This is a genomic window from Pseudomonas sp. SMN11 (genome assembly GCF_052041945.1).
Taxonomy (GTDB): domain Bacteria; phylum Pseudomonadota; class Gammaproteobacteria; order Pseudomonadales; family Pseudomonadaceae; genus Aquipseudomonas.
In genome coordinates this window covers 94,137-112,012 of record NZ_JBKGGW010000017.1, presented here as the reverse complement: position 1 = coordinate 112,012, position 17,876 = coordinate 94,137, and the positions used below count along the sequence as shown (strand labels likewise).

The following is a 17,876-nucleotide window of genomic DNA, read 5'->3' as shown; positions in this document are numbered from 1 at the left end:
TGCCTCGGCCATCGCCTCCAGCACCTGGTTCATCTGCCCGCAGATACGCGCCGCACCGACCTCGCCAGGTGTCGTGGCGACCAGGCGGAAGCCTTCGCCCATGTCGTCCACATTGAGGCTCAGCGGGTAGTTGGTGCGCTCCTGCCCGTCGAGCACTTCGATGCCTTGCCAGGCCTTGCGCTGCTCTGCATTGGCCTGGGCACCGTGGCGGTAGTTGAGCATGGCGCTGAACAGTGGCAACGGCGCGGCCACGCCACTGCAGCGCTGGGCCAGTGCCAGCGAGGCGTGCTCGTGGGCCAGCAATGCGCTGAGGCGCTGGTGGGTGGCCTGCGCCGCCTCACGCAGGCTGACGCCGCCCAGGTCGATGCGCAGCGGCAAGGTGTTGATGAACATGCCCAGCGCCCGCTCGGCGCCTTCGCCGCCCTGCAGGCGACCCAGCAGCACGGTGCCGAACACCACCGTGTCCTGACCGCTGGCGGCGCCCAGCAGGCGTGCCCAGGCCAGGTGGAACAGGCTGGCGACGCTGATGCCCAGCACACGGGCCTGATGGCGCAGGCGAGTGGCAAGCGTGCTCGACAGCGTCAGCTTCACTTCCTGCATGTCACGGCCGTCGCCCTGCACGTCGCTGAGGCCGAACGGCAGGGTCGGTGCGTCGATGTCGGCCAATTGCGTGCGGAAGAACGCCTCGTGTTCGGCCTGGCTGGTGCCCAGGCGGGCTTGGGCCACATAGTTGCGGTAAGGCACCGGGGCGTGGGCCGGGGCTGGAGCGCCTTGGAGGAAGCCTTGGAGTTCTTCGCCGACCACTTCCAAAGCGGTGTGGTCGAGCACGATGTGGTGGAACTGGAGAGTCGCGTCGAGTGCGCCATCGCCCTGGGCATGGAACAGCCGGATCAGCGGCGCCTGGTCCAGGCGCATCGCCGGCAAGCTGCCATCCATAGCGCCCGCCAGTATGGAAGGCACTGCGCGCAGGACCACCTGTACCGGCTGCGGCAGCCCCTCCCAAAGCACTGCGGTGCGCAGCACATCATGGCGGGCGACGACCTGGTCGAGGGCGCTGGCAAAGGCCTGCAGGCGTCCGAGGTTGGCGAAGCGCAGGCGCGAGTAAAGCACATACGGGTCATGCTCGGCCGCACTCAGGTGGTGATAGAGAATGCCCTCCTGCAACGGCGCCAGCGGGTAGATGTCCTGCACATTGGCAGCGCCGCCCGGCACGCTGGCGACGATCCGGTCGATGCCGGCCTGGTCGAGATCGATCAGGCTGAGCAGCGCCGGGGTGATGTGGCGGCAGCCCGCCGGGATACGGTTCTCAGGCACCTCGATCTGTTGATCCTGCCCCAAGGTTGCCGCCAGTGCAGCGATGGTCGGCTGGCCGAACAGGGTACGCACATCCACCTGCAGGCCCTGCAGGCGCAGGCGCGCAGTCAGGCTCACAGCCAGCAGCGAGTGGCCGCCCAGTTCGAAGAAGTTGTCGTGCCGCCCTACGCGTTCCACGCCCAACAGCTCGCTCCAGATCGCTGCCAGCAGGGTTTCGGTGCTGCCTTGCGGCGCCTCGAAGGCACGCTGCTGCAACGCGGCGTCAGGGGCTGGCAGCGCCTTGCGGTCGAGCTTCCCGTTGGGGGTCAGCGGCAGTTGGTCGAGGTGAATGTACTGCGCTGGCACCATGTAATCCGGCAGTTGCGTCAGCAGCGCCTGGCGCAGGGCATCCGCCGCGTGTGGCTCACCGGTGTGATAGGCGACCAGGCGTGCATCGAACGCCAGCACCACGGCTTCGCGGACCCCGGCGATGCGGGTCAGGCAGGCCTCGATTTCACCCGGCTCGATGCGCAGGCCACGGATCTTCACTTGCTGGTCGTTGCGCCCGAGGAACTTGAGGCTGCCATCGGCACGCTGGCGCACCAGGTCGCCACTGCGATACAGCCGGTCACCCGCCACGAACGGGCTGTCGATGAAGCGCTCGGCCTGCTGTTGCGCCAGGCCCAGGTAACCACGGGTCACGCCGGCGCCACCGATGTGCAGGTGCCCGACCACACCCCACGGCACCGGCTGATCGCGGCTGTCGAGCACATAAAGCCGGGTGTTGTCGATCGGGTGGCCGATCGGCAGCGTGCCGCCTGGCAGCGCCGCATCGGTTTCCAGCGTCCAGGCGCTGCAGTCGACGGTGGCTTCGGTAGGTCCGTAGACGTTGTGCAGGCGAACGCCCGGAAGGCGCTCGCGCACCATGGCGGCCAGCGCTGCGGTCAGCTCGCCGCCGCCGCAGACAATGTCACTCAGGCTGGTGCAAGCGCTGCACTGCGCCTGTTCCAGGAACTGCTGCAGCAAGGCCGGTACGAACTGCACCACGTTCACCTGCTGCTGCTGGATCAATTGCACAAGATACTGCGCATCACGCTGGCCGTCCGGGCGCGCAAGCACCAGACGCAGGCCGCTGCACAAGGGCCAGAACAACTCCCATACCGAGGCATCGAAGCTGATCGGGGTCTTGTGCAGCACGCTGCCGGCGCCGGCGCACAGGCGCTGGCTCCAGTGCAGCAGGTTGACCACGTTGCGGTGCTCGACCATCACCCCCTTTGGCACGCCGGTGGAGCCGGAGGTGTAGATCACGTAGGCCAGGTGCCGCGCCGTCAGGCCCGCCACGCGTGGGTTGCTGAGCGGCTGCTCACCCCAGGCTGGGCGATCCAGGTCGACCTGCACCGCGTGCCGGGCCAGGTCGCGGGTCGCGGCATGCACCAGCAGCGCCTTGGGCGCACTGTCGTCCAGCATGTGGCGAATGCGCTCGGCCGGGTAGCTCGGGTCGAGCGGTACATAGGCGCCACCGGCCTTGAGAATGGCCAGCAGGCCGACCACCAGCGACACGCCACGCTCGACGCACACCGCTACGCGGTCATCGGGTTGCACACCCAGGGCGATCAGGTGATGGGCCAGGCGGTTGGCCTGTTCGTTGAGCTGGCGGTAACTCAGTTCACCGTCTTCAGCCACCAGTGCCGGTGCATCAGGCGTGCGCCGGGCCTGCGCCTCGAACAGGCGGTGCAGCGGTTGCTGCAGATCGTGTGGCTGCTCGCTGGCGTTGGCCGCGACCAGCAGCTGCTGGCGCTCCTCGGGCGCCAGCACCGGCAATTGCTGCAGCGCCAGTTGCGGCTGTTGCTCCAGCGCATCGAGCAGGCCAACCAGCACCTGCAGCAGTTGCCCGCAGACCCGTTGCGCGCCCACCTGCGGCGAGACCTGGGCGGTGATGCGCAGGCCGTCGCCCAGGTCGTCGACGTTGACGCTCAACGGGTAGTTGCCATGCCCGCCGCTGGGCAGCGCCTGGATGCCTTCCAGGGCTTCGCGTTGCGCCTGCTGCTGGCGGGCACTGGCGCCGTGCCGGTAGTTGAGCATGGCGCTGAACAAGGGCGTGGGCGCCGCCACGCCACTGCAACGCTGGGCCAGCGCCAGCGAGGCGTGCTCATGCATCAGCAGCGCGCTCAGGCGCTCATGGGCCAGGCGTACGCCCTCGCGCACGCCAAGGCCATCCAGGTCCAGGCGCAGCGGCAAGGTATTGATGAACATGCCCAGGCCGCGATCGGCGCCGGCTCCGCCCTGCAGGCGGCCGAGCAGCACGGTGCCGAACACCACGCTATCCCTGCCGCTGGTGGCCGAGACCAGCCGCGCCCAGGCCAGGTGCAGCAGGCTGGCGGCACTCACGCCCAGCTGCCGGGCCTGTTGGCGCAGGCGTTGGTAGTCGCTGCTGGCGAGTTGCATGGTGGCCAGTTCGAAGCCGTCGGCCTGGCCTTGCAGGTCGGTCAGGCCGTATGGCAGCGTCGGTTCGTCGATGTCGCCAAGCTCGGCACGGAAGAAGGCTTCGTGTTCGGCTTCGCTGATGGCCAGGCGGGCCTGGGCCACGTAATTGCGGTAAGGCACCGGCTGCTGGCTGGGTTGCCGGCCTTGCAAGTGGTCGCGGATTTCGTCCAGCACCTCTTTCATCGCAGTGTGATCGAGGGCGATGTGGTGGAACTGCAGGGTTGCCTCGATAGGGCCTTGCGCCTCGGTGTAAATCAGGCGGATCAACGGCGCCTGGCTCAAGTCGAGTGCCGTGTCGCCTGCTTCGCGGGCAAGCCCGCTGCCACAGAGGGCGAGAACCGCCCGGGGTGCCTGGCGCCAGACCACCTGCACCGGTTGTGGCAGGCTGTCCCAGAGCACGGCGGTGCGCAGCACGTCGTGGCGGGCGATGACCTTGTCCAGCGCGCTGGCGAAGGCCTGCAGGCGCGCCAGGCTGTCGAAGGCGACGCGCCATTGCAGCAGGTAGGGGTCGGCACCGCTGGCACTGAGGTGGTGATAGAGGATGCCTTCCTGCAGCGGGGCCAGCGGGTAGATGTCCTGCACGTTGGCAGCACCGCCCGGCACCGTGGCGACGATGCGCTCGATACTGGCCTGGTCCAGGTCGATCAAGGGCAGCAGGTCGGGGGTGATCTGATTGCAGCCGGCCGCAATGCGGTTTTCCGGCACCACGACCTGTCGGCCCTTGCTCAGTGCCGCAGCCAGTGCGGCCACCGTCGGCTGGCTGAACAGCACGCGCACGTCGGTGTCCAGGCCCTGCTGGCGCAGGCGCTCGATCAGGGACACGGCCAGCAGCGAGTGGCCACCCAGCTCGAAGAAGTTGTCGTGTCGCCCTACCCGCTCGACGCCCAGCACTTCGGCCCAGATGGCGGCCATGAGGTTTTCGCGCTCGCCCTGGGGCTCGACATGGCCTTGCTCCGCCGCATCGGGTTCGGGCAATGCACGACGGTCCAGCTTGCCATGGCTGGTGAGCGGCAGTTGCTGCAGGCGCATGAACGCGTGCGGCAGCATGTGCGCCGGCAGGCTGGCTTGCAGCGCCTGGCGCAGCGCATCGAGCTCGACTGCTGTGGCTTCGGTGAACCAGGCCAGCAAGCGCTCGCCACGCACCAGCACCACGGCTTGCTCGATGCCAGGCTGGGCCGCCATGGCCGCCTCGATCTCGCCCAGTTCGACGCGCATGCCGCGGATCTTCACCTGGTCATCGTTGCGGCCCAGGTAGTCGAGGCTGCCGTCGGCATTCCAGCGCACCAGGTCGCCGCTGCGGTACATGCGTGCACCCGGCAGGCGGCTGAACGGGTCGGCCAGGAAGCGTTCCTCTGTCAGTTGCGGGCGGTTGAAATAGCCCCGGGCAATCTGGCCGCCGCCAATGTACAGCTCTCCGGTGACCCCCACCGGCACCGGTTGAAGATGCGCGTCGAGCACATAGACGCGAGTGTTGGCGATCGGCTGGCCGATGTGCAGCGCACCGCCCGGCAGGACCTTGCCGGACGTGGCGACCACGGTGGTTTCGGTCGGCCCGTAGTTGTTCACCAGGTCGAAGCCCGGGTCGCGGTCGAACTGGCGCAGGCGGTCGCCGCCGATCAGCAGGGTGCGCAAGGTCGGGTGCTGGCGTTCGCGACGCAGCGCCTGCTCGGCGACCGGCGTCGGCAGGAAGCTGACCTTCAGCGGTTGCTCCAGCCACCAGTCGAGCAGCTCCTCGACGTGTTCGTTGCCGATGTGCGTGGGCGGCAGGTGCAGCGTGGCACCGGCGCACAATGCCGGCCACACCTCCCAGGCCATGGCGTCGAAACCGAAGCCGGCCACGCTGGAGGTACGCTCGCCGGCACTCAGCGCGAATGCCTGGCAGTGCCAGTGCACCAGGTTGGCCAGGGTCTGGTGCTCGATCATCACCCCCTTGGGCTGGCCGGTGGAGCCGGAGGTGTAGACCACGTAGGCCAGTTGATGGGCATCGAGCCCGGGCACTTGAGGATTGCTGTCGGTTGCAGGCCAGCTCGCGGGCTGGTCGAGGTCCAACCGTGGAAGCTCGCCTGGCAAGCCATCGACGGCCGAATCGGCCAGCACCAGCGCGGGTGAACTGTCGGCCAGCAGGTAGGCGATGCGCTCACGCGGGTAGGTCGGGTCCACCGGCACATAGGCAGCCCCGGCCTTGAGCACGGCCAGCAGGCCGATCAGCCGTTCGATGCTGCGCGGCAGGCACAGCGCGACCCGGTCGCCGCAGCGCACACCGTGTTCGATCAGGCGATGGGCCAGGCGGTTGGCGTGCTGGTTGAGTTCGCCGTAGCTCAGGGCCTGGTCGCCCTGGCTGATGGCCGTGACCTCAGGGGCGCGGGCGGCCTGGGCCTCGATCAGGGCATGGACGGTCTGGCCCTGCGGGTAAGCCTGCGCCGTGGCGTTGAAGCTGCCCAGCAGCTGCTGGCGCGCTTGCTCGCTGACAATCGACAGGCTGTCGACCGGGGTTTCGTGCTCTTGTTCCAATGCCTGCAACAGCTGCGTCAGTGCGTTGGCCATCCATTCGGTGACGCGGGCGGCACCGATGCCTTCGACGGCCAGCACGCTGAAACTGAAGCCCTCGCCGAGATCGTTGACGCTCAGGGTCAGCGGGTAGTTGCTGCGTTCCTCGCCGCCGAGCAGGCGCACACCCTCCCAGATGCCCTCGCCTTCGCGCGGCGCATCGGCGGCGCTGTGGCGGTAGTTGAGCAAGGCGCTGAACAGCGGCACCGACGCAGCCACCCCGCTGCAACGCTGGGCCAGGGCCAAGGGGGCGTGCTCATGGCCGAGCAGGCCCGACAGGCTGCGATGGGTGGCCATCACCGCCGCGCGCGCGCCGGCACGGGTGTCGACCCGCAGCGGCAAGGTGTTGATGAACATGCCCAGTGCCCGATCGGCGCCTTCGCCACCTTGCAGGCGGCCCATCAGCACGGTGCCGAACACCACGTCGCTGCGGTTGGCCAACACGCCCAGCACCCGCGCCCAGGCCAGGTGCATCACGCTGGCGGCGCTGACCCCCAGCTGCCGTGCCTGGCTGCGCAGGCGCAGGCTGAGGCCGGCATCCAGCGCCATGCAGGCGCTTTCGATATGACGCCCGTCGCCCTGCACATCGGCAAAGCCCAACGGCAAGGTCGGTTCATCGACATCCGCCAGCATCTCGCAGAAGAACGCCGCCTGGCTGGCCGGATCGGCCTGGCGGGACTGGGCCACATAATTGCGATAAGGCACCGCCGCCGGCAGCGCTGCGCCCTGGCCGAACAGCAAAGCGCGCATCTCTCGGGCGACCACGTCCATGGCGGTGTGATCGAGGGTCAGGTGATGGAACAGCAGGACCGCCACCACCTGGTGGTTGGCGGGGTCGAGGGTGTAGTACAGGCGCGTGAGCGGTGCCTGGCCCAGGTCCGGGCGGTGGTGGCGTGCATCGAAGCGCGTGTGCAACTGCTCGATGCGTGACACGCCAGGTTGGTCGGCCAGGTCATCGACCTCGCACACCGCCAGTTCCGCAGCCCGCCAGACCACCTGCAGCGGCTGCGCCAGCCCCTGCCAGAGCACCGAGGTGCGCAGGATGTCGTGGCGGTCGATGACCTGCTGCAAGGCACCTGCCCAGGCCAGCAGGCGCTCGACGCTGTCAAAGGCCAGGCGCGTCTGCAGCAGGTACGGGTCGCCCTGTTCGGCGCTCAGGTGATGGTAGAGGATACCTTCCTGCAACGGCGCCAGCGGGTAGATCTCCTGCACGTTGGCTGCCCCGCCCGGCACCGTGGCGACGATGGCATCGATGCTGGCCTGGTCCAGCTCGACCAGGCTGAGCATGTCCGGGGTGATCCGCGCAGCACCCTGGGGCACTCGGTTGGCCGCAACCTTGGCCTCACCGGTGGCCGTCGCGCCGGCCAGCGCAGCCACAGTCGGCTGGGCGAACAGCACGCGTACATCGATGACCAGGCCAGCCTTGCGCAGCCGCTCGACCAGGGTCACGGCCAGCAGCGAGTGGCCGCCCAGCTCGAAGAAGTTGTCATGCCGCCCTACCCGTTCCACGCCCAGTACCTCGGCCCAGATCGCGGCCATGGCAGCCTCGGTTTCACCTTGCGCTGCTTCATAGGCTTGCCCAGGCAGCGAGGCGCCGTCCGGGTCGGGCAGCGCACGGCGGTCGAGCTTGCCGTGGCTGGTCAGCGGCAGTTGGTCCAGGCGGATGAACGCCACTGGCAGCATGTGCGCTGGCAAGCTGGCCTGCAGGGCCTGACGCAACTGTTCTGAGTCTACCGGCGCGGATTCGGTGTACCAGGCCAGCAGGCGCCCTTCGCGCACCAGCACCACAGCGTCGTCGATGCCCGGCCGGGCGGCCAGGGCAGCTTCGATTTCACCCAGCTCCACGCGCACGCCACGGATCTTTACCTGGTCATCGTTGCGACCCAGGTAATCGAGGGTTCCGTCGGCATTCCAGCGCACCAGGTCGCCACTGCGGTACATGCGGCCACCGGGGTTGAACGGGTCGTCGAGGAAGCGCTCTGCGGTGAGCTCCGGGCGATTGAAATAGCCGCGTGCGACCTGCGCCCCGCCGATGAACAGCTCACCACTGACGCCAACCGGTACCGGCTGCAGACCTTCGTCGAGCACATACACGCGGGTGTTGGCGATCGGCTGGCCGATGTGCAGCGTACCGTTGACGATGATCTGGCCGGAAGTCGCCACCACCGTGGTTTCGGTCGGGCCGTAGTTGTTGACCAGGGTAAAGCCTGGGTCGCGGTCGAACTGGCGCAGGCGGTCGCCGCCGACCAGCAGCGTGCGCAAGGTCGGGTGCTGGCGGTCACGGCGCAGGGCCTGCTCGGCCACCGGGGTGGGCAGGAAGCTGACCTGCAGCGGCTGCCTCAGCCACCAGTCGAGCATCTCGTCAACGTGTTCGTTGCCGATGTGTTTCGGCGGCAGGTGCAGCGTGGCGCCCGCGCACAGGGTCGGCCAGAGCTCCCAGGCCATGGCGTCGAAGCCGAAACCGGCGACGCTGGCGCTGTGCGAGCCGGCCGCCAGCGCGAATGCCTGGCAGTGCCAGTGCACCAGGTTGGCCAGGGTCTGGTGCTCGATCATCACCCCCTTGGGCTGGCCGGTGGAACCGGAGGTGTAGACCAGGTAAGCCAGCTGCTGCTCATCGAGCCCGGGCAGTTCCGGGTTGCTGCTGTTGGCGGCAAAGGCGTCGGCCTGGTCGAGGTCGAGGCGCGCCATCGACGGCAAGCCTTCGATCGCGGTGGTCGCCAGCACCAGCGCCGGCGCGCTGTCCTGCAGCAGATAGGCGATTCGCTCCGCCGGATAGGCCGGGTCCACCGGCACATAGGCAGCACCTGCCTTAAGCACCGCGAGCAGGCCGACAATGCGTTCCGGGCTGCGCGGCAGGCACAGGGCAACCCGATCGCCAACCCTTACACCTTGCTCGATCAAGCAATGGGCCAACTGGTTGGCGCGCCGGTTCAGTTCGCCGTAGACGAGGGCCAGGCCGTCCTGCAGCAGCGCGATCGCCTCGGGAGCGCGGGCGGCCTGGGCTTCGAACAGCGCATGCACAGTCAGCCCTCGCGGGTAAGCCTGGGCGGTGCGGTTGAACTGTTCCAGCACCTGCTCGCGCTCGGCCTGGGGCAGCACAGCCAGGTTTTGCATTGGCGTTTCAGGCGCCTGCTCAAGTGCGTCGATCAGGCTTGCCAGCACCTGCTGGAACTGCTCGGCAATGCGCGCAGCGCCCCATTGCGGCAGGCTTTGCACGGTCAGGCGCAGATCATCGCCAAGGTCGTCGACGCTGACGGTCAGCGGGTAGTCGGTGCGTTCTTCGGCGCCGACGATGTCGATACCCGGCGCGACCGGGATGATTTCGGCAGCATCGCCGGCAGCACTGTGGCGGTAGTTGAGCATGCTGTTGAACAGCGGCGCTGGCGCGGCCACGCCGCTGCAGCGCTGGGCCAGGGCCAGCGAGGCCTGCTCATGGCCGAGCAAGGCGCTGAGCCGCTTGTGGGTGGCCAGCAAGGCCTGGCGCACGCCGTGCTGGCCGAGGTCGATGCGCAGCGGCAGGGTATTGATGAACATGCCCAGCGCCTGCTCACCGCCTTCACCGGTGGTCATGCGCCCCAGCAGCACGCTGCCGAACACCACGGCCTGGCGCGCGGACAGTTGCCCGACCAGGCGGGCGAAGCCCAGGTGCAGCACACTGGCCGGGCTCACGCCAAGCTGTCGGGCCTGGCGGCGCAGGCGCAGGCTCAGCGCGGGCGCCAGGGTCAGGCGCGCCTGCTCAAGTGGCTGCTGACCTTTGTCCGGCAAGCCGAAAGCCAGGGTCGGCTCGTCGATGTCGTCGAGCATCTCGCGGAAAAACCGCTCGTGGGCCTGTTCGTCCAGCGCCTGGCGCGCTGCGGCCAGCACGTTGCGAAACGGCATCGGCGGCGCCAGCTGCGCCGACTCGCCGGCCAGATGCGCCTGGATTTCGCGGCGCACGATGTCCAGCGCTGTGTGGTCCATGATCACGTGGTGGAACATCAACAAGGCCACCCATTGCCCGCCAGCGCCACGGGCGTGCATCAGCTGCATCAGCGGCGCCTGGCGCAGGTCCAGGCGGTAGTGATGCGGGTCGAAACGTGCGCACAACTGGGCCAGCGGATCGTCACCCTGGACCTCAATGGCATCACGCACCAGGGTCGCTTCGCGCCAGACCACCTGCACCGGCTCGTCGAGGTATTCCCAATGCAGCGCGGTGCGCAGGATGTCGTGGCGCTGGATCACCCATTGCAGGGCCTGGGCGAAGGCTTCGAGGTGTGCCTTGCTGGCAAAGCGCAGCTGCACCTGGGCCAGGTACGGGTCGCCGTCGGCGGCAGACAGGTGCTGGTAGAGCATGCCTTGCTGCAGCGGTGCCAGCGGGTAGATGTCCTGCACGTTGGCGGCGCCGCCGGGCACGCTGGCGACGATGCGGTCGATGGCCTGCTGGTCGAGCTGCACCAGCGGCAACATGTCGGGGGTGATGCGCAGCGCCGGGCTGAGCCAGTCGTCATCATGCTCGGCGAGCATTTCCAGCAAGGCCGGCTTGTGCCGTGACAGCGCCTCCCACAGGGTGTCGTCCAGGGCTTGGTCGTCGCCCAGGACGATCAAGTCCTGGTCTTCGCGCTGGAGTCGGATTGCATGGGTGGAGAGAACAGCCATCAGTTCGCTGAAGAGCATCGGTAAGCATCCTGCTTTGCCTGGAAGGGAATCGTCGACACGCTAATGGATCGTGACCGGGTGGTCTGACATGGGAAGCGGGGACAGGGTTGGATATGGGGTGGAGCGCGGGGGGCTGTGGTTTTCCTGGCTTGGGATTTTCAGCGCCTGTGAGATCGAGCGCCGCGCGGGCGGCGCTCGATCTCACAGGCAACAAAAACCTCGAGGCGAACGCTTCAGATCCGCCGCCGCTTCCCCCCCAGACTCGGAATGGTCGTCTGCGGTATCACCACCGCCATCTGCTCCCGGCTGGTACTGGCCGCCAGCCCCGCCAATGTCGGCTGGCTGAACAAGGTCCGGGCATCGACATGCAACCCGGCCTGGCGCATACGCGCCACCAGGCTCACCGCCAGCAACGAATGCCCGCCCAGCTCGAAGAAATTGTCCTCGCGCCCCACCTGCTCGATCTTCAACACTTCGGTCCAGATCGATGCCAGTGCGGTTTCCAGATCGCCCTGCGGCGCCTGGTACTCCCGGCTGATCACAGCCTCTGGCCCTGGCGCCGGCAGGGCCCGGCGGTCGACCTTGCCATTGGGGCTCAACGGCAGTTCGGCCAGCGCGACAAACGCCTGCGGCACCATGTACTCAGGCATGCGCGCCAACAGGTGACTGCGCAGGACCTCCAGGGCGGGCGGCGGGCAGCCATCGCGGCAAGTGAAGTACGCCACCAGGCGCTCCTCGCGCATCAGCACCACGCTTTGCCCGATCACCGGATGCGCCGCCAGCGCAGCCTCGATCTCGCCCAGCTCCACCCGCAGCCCGCGCAGCTTGACCTGGAAGTCGTTGCGCCCGACAAAGTCCAGCTCACCATCCTGGCGGTAGCGCACCAGATCGCCAGTACGATACAGCCGGTCACCCTCGACAAAGGGGCTGGCGATGAAACGTTCGGCCTGCAGCTGCCGCAATCCCAGGTAACCTCGGGCCACGCCAACGCCGCCAATGTGCAACTGCCCCACCGCCCCCAGCGGCACCGGGCGGTCATGGGCGTCGAGCACATAGAGGCGGGTGTTGGCGATCGGCCGGCCAATCGGTGGCGCCAGCGTGGGCAACGGCTCGAAGGGCTGCAAGGTCCAGGCAGTGCTGTCGACCGTCGCCTCGGTGGGCCCGTAGACGTTGTGCACGCGGACCTTCGGCAGGCACAGACGAATGCGCTGCAGCAGCGCCAGGGTCAGCTCGCCACCGCCACAGAACAGGTCGGTCAGGCTACTGCAACGCTCGACGCCCGGTTCCTCCAGGAACTGATGCAGCAGCGCCGGCACGAACTTCATGATCGTCACCTGCCGGGCCTGGACCAACTGCACCAGATAGGCCGGGTCACGGTGCCCGTCCGGCCGGGCCAAGACCAGGCGCAGCCCGGCCACCAGCGGCCAGAACAGCTCCCAGACCGAACCGTCGAAACTGAACGGCGCCCGCTGCAGCAACGCACCGCCCGGCTGAGGCGGGCAGATCTGCGAGCCCCAGTGCATCAGGTTGCACAGGCCGCGGTGCTCGACCATCACGCCCTTTGGCGTACCGGTGGAGCCGGAGGTGTACATCACGTAGGCCAGCCGGGACGGCCCAAGTTCTGGTACCTGCGGGTTTTCGGCACTGCACGCATGCCAGTCGTCATCGTCAAGGTCGAGCATCGGCGTGACGAGCGTGTCGAACAGCCCCCATGTGGCCGCGTGCACCAGCAACACGGTGGGTGCGCTATCGTCGAGCATGAAGCGCAGGCGTTCGGCCGGGTAGCTCGGGTCGAGCGGCACATAGGCGCCACCGGCCTTGAGCACCGCGAGCAGCGCGACCATCATCGATATGCCGCGCTCGACGCAGATCGCCACCCGCGAATCTGCAGCGACGCCCAACCCGATCAGGCGATGGGCCAGGCGGTTGGCCTGGGCATTGAGGGTGTAGTAGTCGAGGGCCGCGTCATCCGTTTGTACGGCCAGGGCCAGCGGGGTGCGCCGCACCTGGGCCTCGAACAGTGCAGGCAGGGTGCTGGCCAGCGGGCTGAGGCGGTCTTCGCTGCGGTTGAACGTATGCAGCAGTCGCTCCAGCTCGTCGCCCGGCACGCTGCACTGCGCCGTCAAGGGGCTGTCCATGCCGTCGGCGAACTGGTGCAGGGTCGTCAGCAGGCTGGCCAGCACCCGTGGTGCGCCAACCGCACGGGGTGCTCGCAGGCCAAGCTGCAGCGCGTCGCCCAGGTCGTCGACGCTCAGCACCAGGCCGTGGCTGAGCACTTCGCTGGCCTGCAGCAAGCTCACGCCCGGCAGCACCTCGCCGTGCGGCAAGGCACCCTGGCGGTAGTTGATCAGGCCCTGGAACAGCGAAGTCCCTGCGGGCAACCCACTGCAACGCTGGGCCAGCAACAAGGGGGCATCTTCGTGGCCGAGCAGGCTGGCAAGCCGTGCATGGGTCTCAGCCAGGGCCAGGTTCGCCGGCCGCCCGGCCAGGTTGATGCGCAGCGGCAGGCTGTTGATGAACATGCCCAAGGCGCGGTCGGCGCCGTCACCGGCCATGGTCCGGCCCAGCAGCACGGTCCCGAGCATGACCTCGTCACGGCCCGACAAGCTGCCGAGCACCTGGGCCCAGGCCAGGTGCAACAGGCTGGCCAGGCTGGCGCCATGGCGACGCGCCTGCTGGCGCAAGCGCTCGCTCAGCGCGACGTCCAGCGTGGCGCTATGGCTGTGCAGGTCGTTTTCGTCGACCGCTTTCCCGCCCAACCCGGGGATCGCTGCCAGCGGCTCGACGCCAGCCAGCTGCTCGCGGAAGTAGCTTTCGTGACGCGCCTGCCGTTCGGCATCGCCACTCAGTGCCACGTAGTCGCGGTACGGCACCGGCACCGGCAACTGCCCACCGCGCTGTTGCATGAAGGCTTCGAGTTCGCCCAGCAGCACCTGCAGGGAAACCGCGTCGTTGACCAGATGGTGAAAGCGCAGCAAGCCCAGCCAGCGGCCCTGGCCTGGGTCTTCGGCGGTGACCATCGCCATCATCGGTGCCTGGCGCAGGTCCAGCGGCCGCTGCTGCGGGTCGAAGGCCTTGCACAACTGCGCGGCCGGATCGCCTGGTGCCGGTGCAGCCCAGCTTTCCACTGGCAGGCGGGCCTGGCGCCAGACCACCTGCTGAGGATGATGCAACCCCTCCCAGGCCAGGCTGGTGCGCAGGATGTCATGGCGCTCGATCACCTGTTGCAGGGCTTCGACAAAGGCCTGCAGGTGCGCGTGACTGTTGAAGGCAAACAGAACCTGCTGCTGGTAAGGGTCCCGGGCTTCGCTGACATGGTGGTACAGCAGCCCCTGCTGCAGCGGCGCGAGCGGGTAGATTTCCTGCACATTGGCGGCGCCACCCGGCACAGTCGCGACGATCTGCTCGATGGTTGCCTGGTCGAGCGTGGTCAGCCGCAGCATCTCGGGGGTGATGTGCTGGCATCCCGGTTGCACACCATTGGCGGGCACCGTTGCAATCTCGCCGACCACCACGGCGGCCGCCAGGCTGGCCAAGGTCGACTGGCCGAACAGCACCTGCACGTCAGCCTGCAGGCCTTGCTGGCGCATGCGCTCGATCAGTTGTACCGCCAGCAACGAATGGCCACCCAGTTCAAAGAAGTGGTCCTGGCGCCCTACCCGCTCGACCTGCAGCAGTTCGGCCCAGAGCAGGGCCAGCCGCGCTTCGATGTCGCCTTGGGGGGCCTCATGCTCGCGGCGTACCTTCGCGGTTTCGTCCGCCGCCGGCAAGGCGCGACGGTCGAGTTTGCCGTTGGCTGTCAGCGGCCAGCCAGCCAGGCTGACGTAGGCCACAGGCAGCAAGGTGGCTGGCAAGCGCTCGCGCAAGTGCTCGTGCAACGCACGTGGCGCTACCGCGCAGGCACCGATGTACCAGGCCTGCAACTGCCCCTCGCGCAGCAGCACCACGCTTTCGCGCACGGCCGCATGAGTGTTCAGCGCGGCTTCAATTTCGGCCAGCTCGACCCGCACGCCACGGATCTTCACCTGGTCGTCGTTGCGCCCGAGGTATTCCAGGGTGCCGTCGGCCCGCCAGCGCACCAGGTCGCCGCTACGGTACATGCGCGCCCCCGGGTGCGCACTGAACGGGTCGTCGAGGAAGCGCTCGGCGGTCAGCTCGGGGCGGTTCAGGTAACCGCGCGCCACACCATGGCCGGCAATGTACAACTCACCGACGGCGCCAGGTGGCAGCAACTGCTGCTGCTCGTCCAGCACGTACAGCCGGGTGTTGGCGACCGGCCCGCCGATGTGCAGCGGCTGCCCCGCCCACACTTCGCCCGACGTGGCCACCACGGTGGCTTCGGTGGGGCCGTAGTTGTTGATCACCCGGTAGCGGCGCTCGCGGGCCAGGCGGCGCAGGCGGTCACCGCCGACCAGCAGGGTCTGCAGGGTCGGGTGCAGTTCGCCCTGGGCGAAGGCATGTTCGGCCACCGGGGTCGGCAGAAAGCTCACGTCCAGCGGCTGGGCGCGCCACCAGTGCAGCAAGGCGTCGATATCTTCGCCGCCCTCGCGTACCGGCGCCAGGTGCAGGGTCGCGCCGCTGCACAAGGCTGGCCAGATTTCCCAGGCCATGGCATCGAAGCCGAAACCGGCCAGGCTCGACTGATGACGGCCCGGGCCCGGGTGGAAGGCGTTGCAGTGCCAGTCGACCAGGTTGGCCAACATACGGTGCTCGACCATCACGCCCTTGGGCAGGCCCGTGGAGCCGGAGGTATAGATGACATACACCAGATTGCCCGCTGCCAGCTGTGCGACGGCGGGCGCCTCTGCACTCGGCGCTTGCCAGCTGCAGCGGTCCAGTTCGATCTGCGGCAGGCCGTGGGCTGGCAGGCGTGCACTGAACCGGGAATGGGTCAGCACCACGCACGGCGCGCTGTCTTCAAGCAGGTAGGCCAGGCGCTCCTGCGGGTGCGCCGGGTCGATTGGCACGTAGGCGGCGCCAGCTTTAAGCACCGCCAGCAGGCCGACCAGGGTATCTAGCCCGCGCTGGGCCACGACTGCGATGCGCTGGTCCGGGCCTGCACCCAGGCCGATCAGCCGCCGTGCCAGCTGATTGGCGAGGCCGTTCAGCTCGCCGTAGCTCAGCCGCTGGCCACCGTGCACGGCTGCCAGCGCCGCTGGCCGGCGCCTGGCCTGAGCTTCGATCCGTCGGTGGATCAACGGCTCTGGCTGCCCCTGGGCAACCGCTGCCTGGTGCCAATGCTGCAGTTGCCGCTGTTCTGCAGCCGTTATCAGGTCAAAATCGGCAACGCGCAGCGCCGGTTGCTCCAGCCCCTGCCGCAACACATGCAGAAGCCGCTCGGCCAAGGCCGCGACCTCTTCCTTGCTGAACCAGGCCAGGTTGTGCACCAGGTGCAGGTGGGCCTTGCCGCTGTGCGGGTTGCTGCGCAGGTGCAGGCTCAGGGGCGTCGGTTCGTGGCTGTTGCAGATCATCACCGTATGGCCGCAAGCACCGCCGAAGCGCAGCGCGTTGCCATCTTCTTCATAGGACACCATCAGTTCGAACAGCTGCGGCCGCTCTTCGCGCAGGGCGCCAAGCGTGCGGTTCAACTCGCTGAGGGCGAAGCGCTGGTGACGAAAGTCCTGCTTGAGTGCATCGCGAATGCTGTTCACCAGTTCGGCAAACGACTGGCTGCGGGCAAAATCCATGCGCAAGGCGCTGACCTGGGTGAACAGCCCGAGGGTCGACTTGAAGCGCGCGCTGGCACGGTTGCGCACCGGCACGCCGACCACCCACTGGTCGCGCTGCCAGGTGCGGGTGCAGCACACGTGCATCGCCGCCAGCAGCACGTGGAAGGCCGACGCCTGCAGTTCGCTGCCCAGTGCGTTCATGCAAGCCAGCAGCTGGCTGTCGAAGGGCAGCTCCAGGGCCGCGCTGGGTTCACCAGCCGTCAACCGCCCGCGCTCACGCGGCGCCAGCAAGGCATCGGGCAGCTGCTGGTACTTGCCCAGCCAGTAGTCACGGTCACGTGCATGGCGTGCCGACGCCTGGTATTGGTTGTCGTCTTCGACGAACTCACGGTAACCGGGCGCGCTGTCGGGCAAAGATGCGCCCTGGCCCAGCAGGCCATAGTAGTCGGCGATGCATTTGAACCACAGGTCCACACCCCAGCCGTCGAGGATCAGATGATGCGCCTGCAGTGCCAACAGGTAGCGCTGCTCGCCGAGCCTGATCAGCTGCGTGCCCCACAAGGCACCGGAGCCCGGCGCAAAAGGTTTTTGCATAAAGCTGTCGAGCAGCGCCCGGGCGGCGGTCATGGGGTCTGCGGCATCGCGCAGGTCATGTTCGGCCAACGCCACCGTCAGCGTTTCGGCAAAGCACTGCCGCGGTACGCCCCCTTGGCCCTCTGGCGCCAGCAGCACCGTGCGCAAGCCTTCGTGCAGTGCCACCAGGTGCGCCAGCGCCTGGCGCAGCCGCGCAACATCCAGCGCAGCGTCGAGCTCGACGTAGGCGCCGATGTTGTACAGCGGCGAATCGCCGTGGCCGATCTGGTCCAGCCAGATATCACGCTGGGCAACGGTCAGGGCAAAGGTTTCGGCGGCAGGCATGGGGGGGCAGGTCCTTCTTGGCTTGATCATCCGCGGATTCAAGCACCCCCTCCCCGCACTGTATGGCCCCTTAAACCCGGACAACCGGCGCGCGTATCAAGAGCGGCTGAAAAGCCTGTAGGAAATCAACTATAGCGTGCCGCCCTTGATCGCTTACGCCCACGCCGTTCAGCCGGAAACGGGCGTGCAACGTCAGGGTAATGACGCCAATCGACTGGCTGGCCAGGGCGTTTGCGTTATCGCGACCGTTTCATGCTCCACTCGCCGCGCCATCTTTGATGGCATTTTCTGTCCCGGTTTTCCATTACAGACGCAGCCCCCGCTGCGGGC

General features: G+C 67.9%; 2 protein-coding genes. Both read right to left on the bottom strand.

What is annotated here, in order from left to right; genetic code table 11:
* Positions 1–10,977 (bottom strand): amino acid adenylation domain-containing protein (locus ACLEJU_RS16135; RefSeq protein ID WP_440776686.1); only part of this gene is annotated, 10,977 nt, incomplete at its 3' end.
* A gap of 215 nt (positions 10,978–11,192) precedes the next feature.
* A complete protein-coding gene (locus ACLEJU_RS16130) occupies positions 11,193–17,546 on the bottom strand; it encodes an amino acid adenylation domain-containing protein (protein ID WP_435422757.1) in 6,354 nt (2,117 codons plus the stop codon).
* Positions 17,547–17,876 lie beyond the last annotated feature (330 nt).

Excerpts from the sequence above, each read along its gene's own strand:
- ACLEJU_RS16130 (WP_435422757.1), bottom strand. The coding sequence starts at position 17,546 with ATGCCTGCCGCCGAAACCTTTGCCCTGACCGTTGCCCAGCGTGATATC.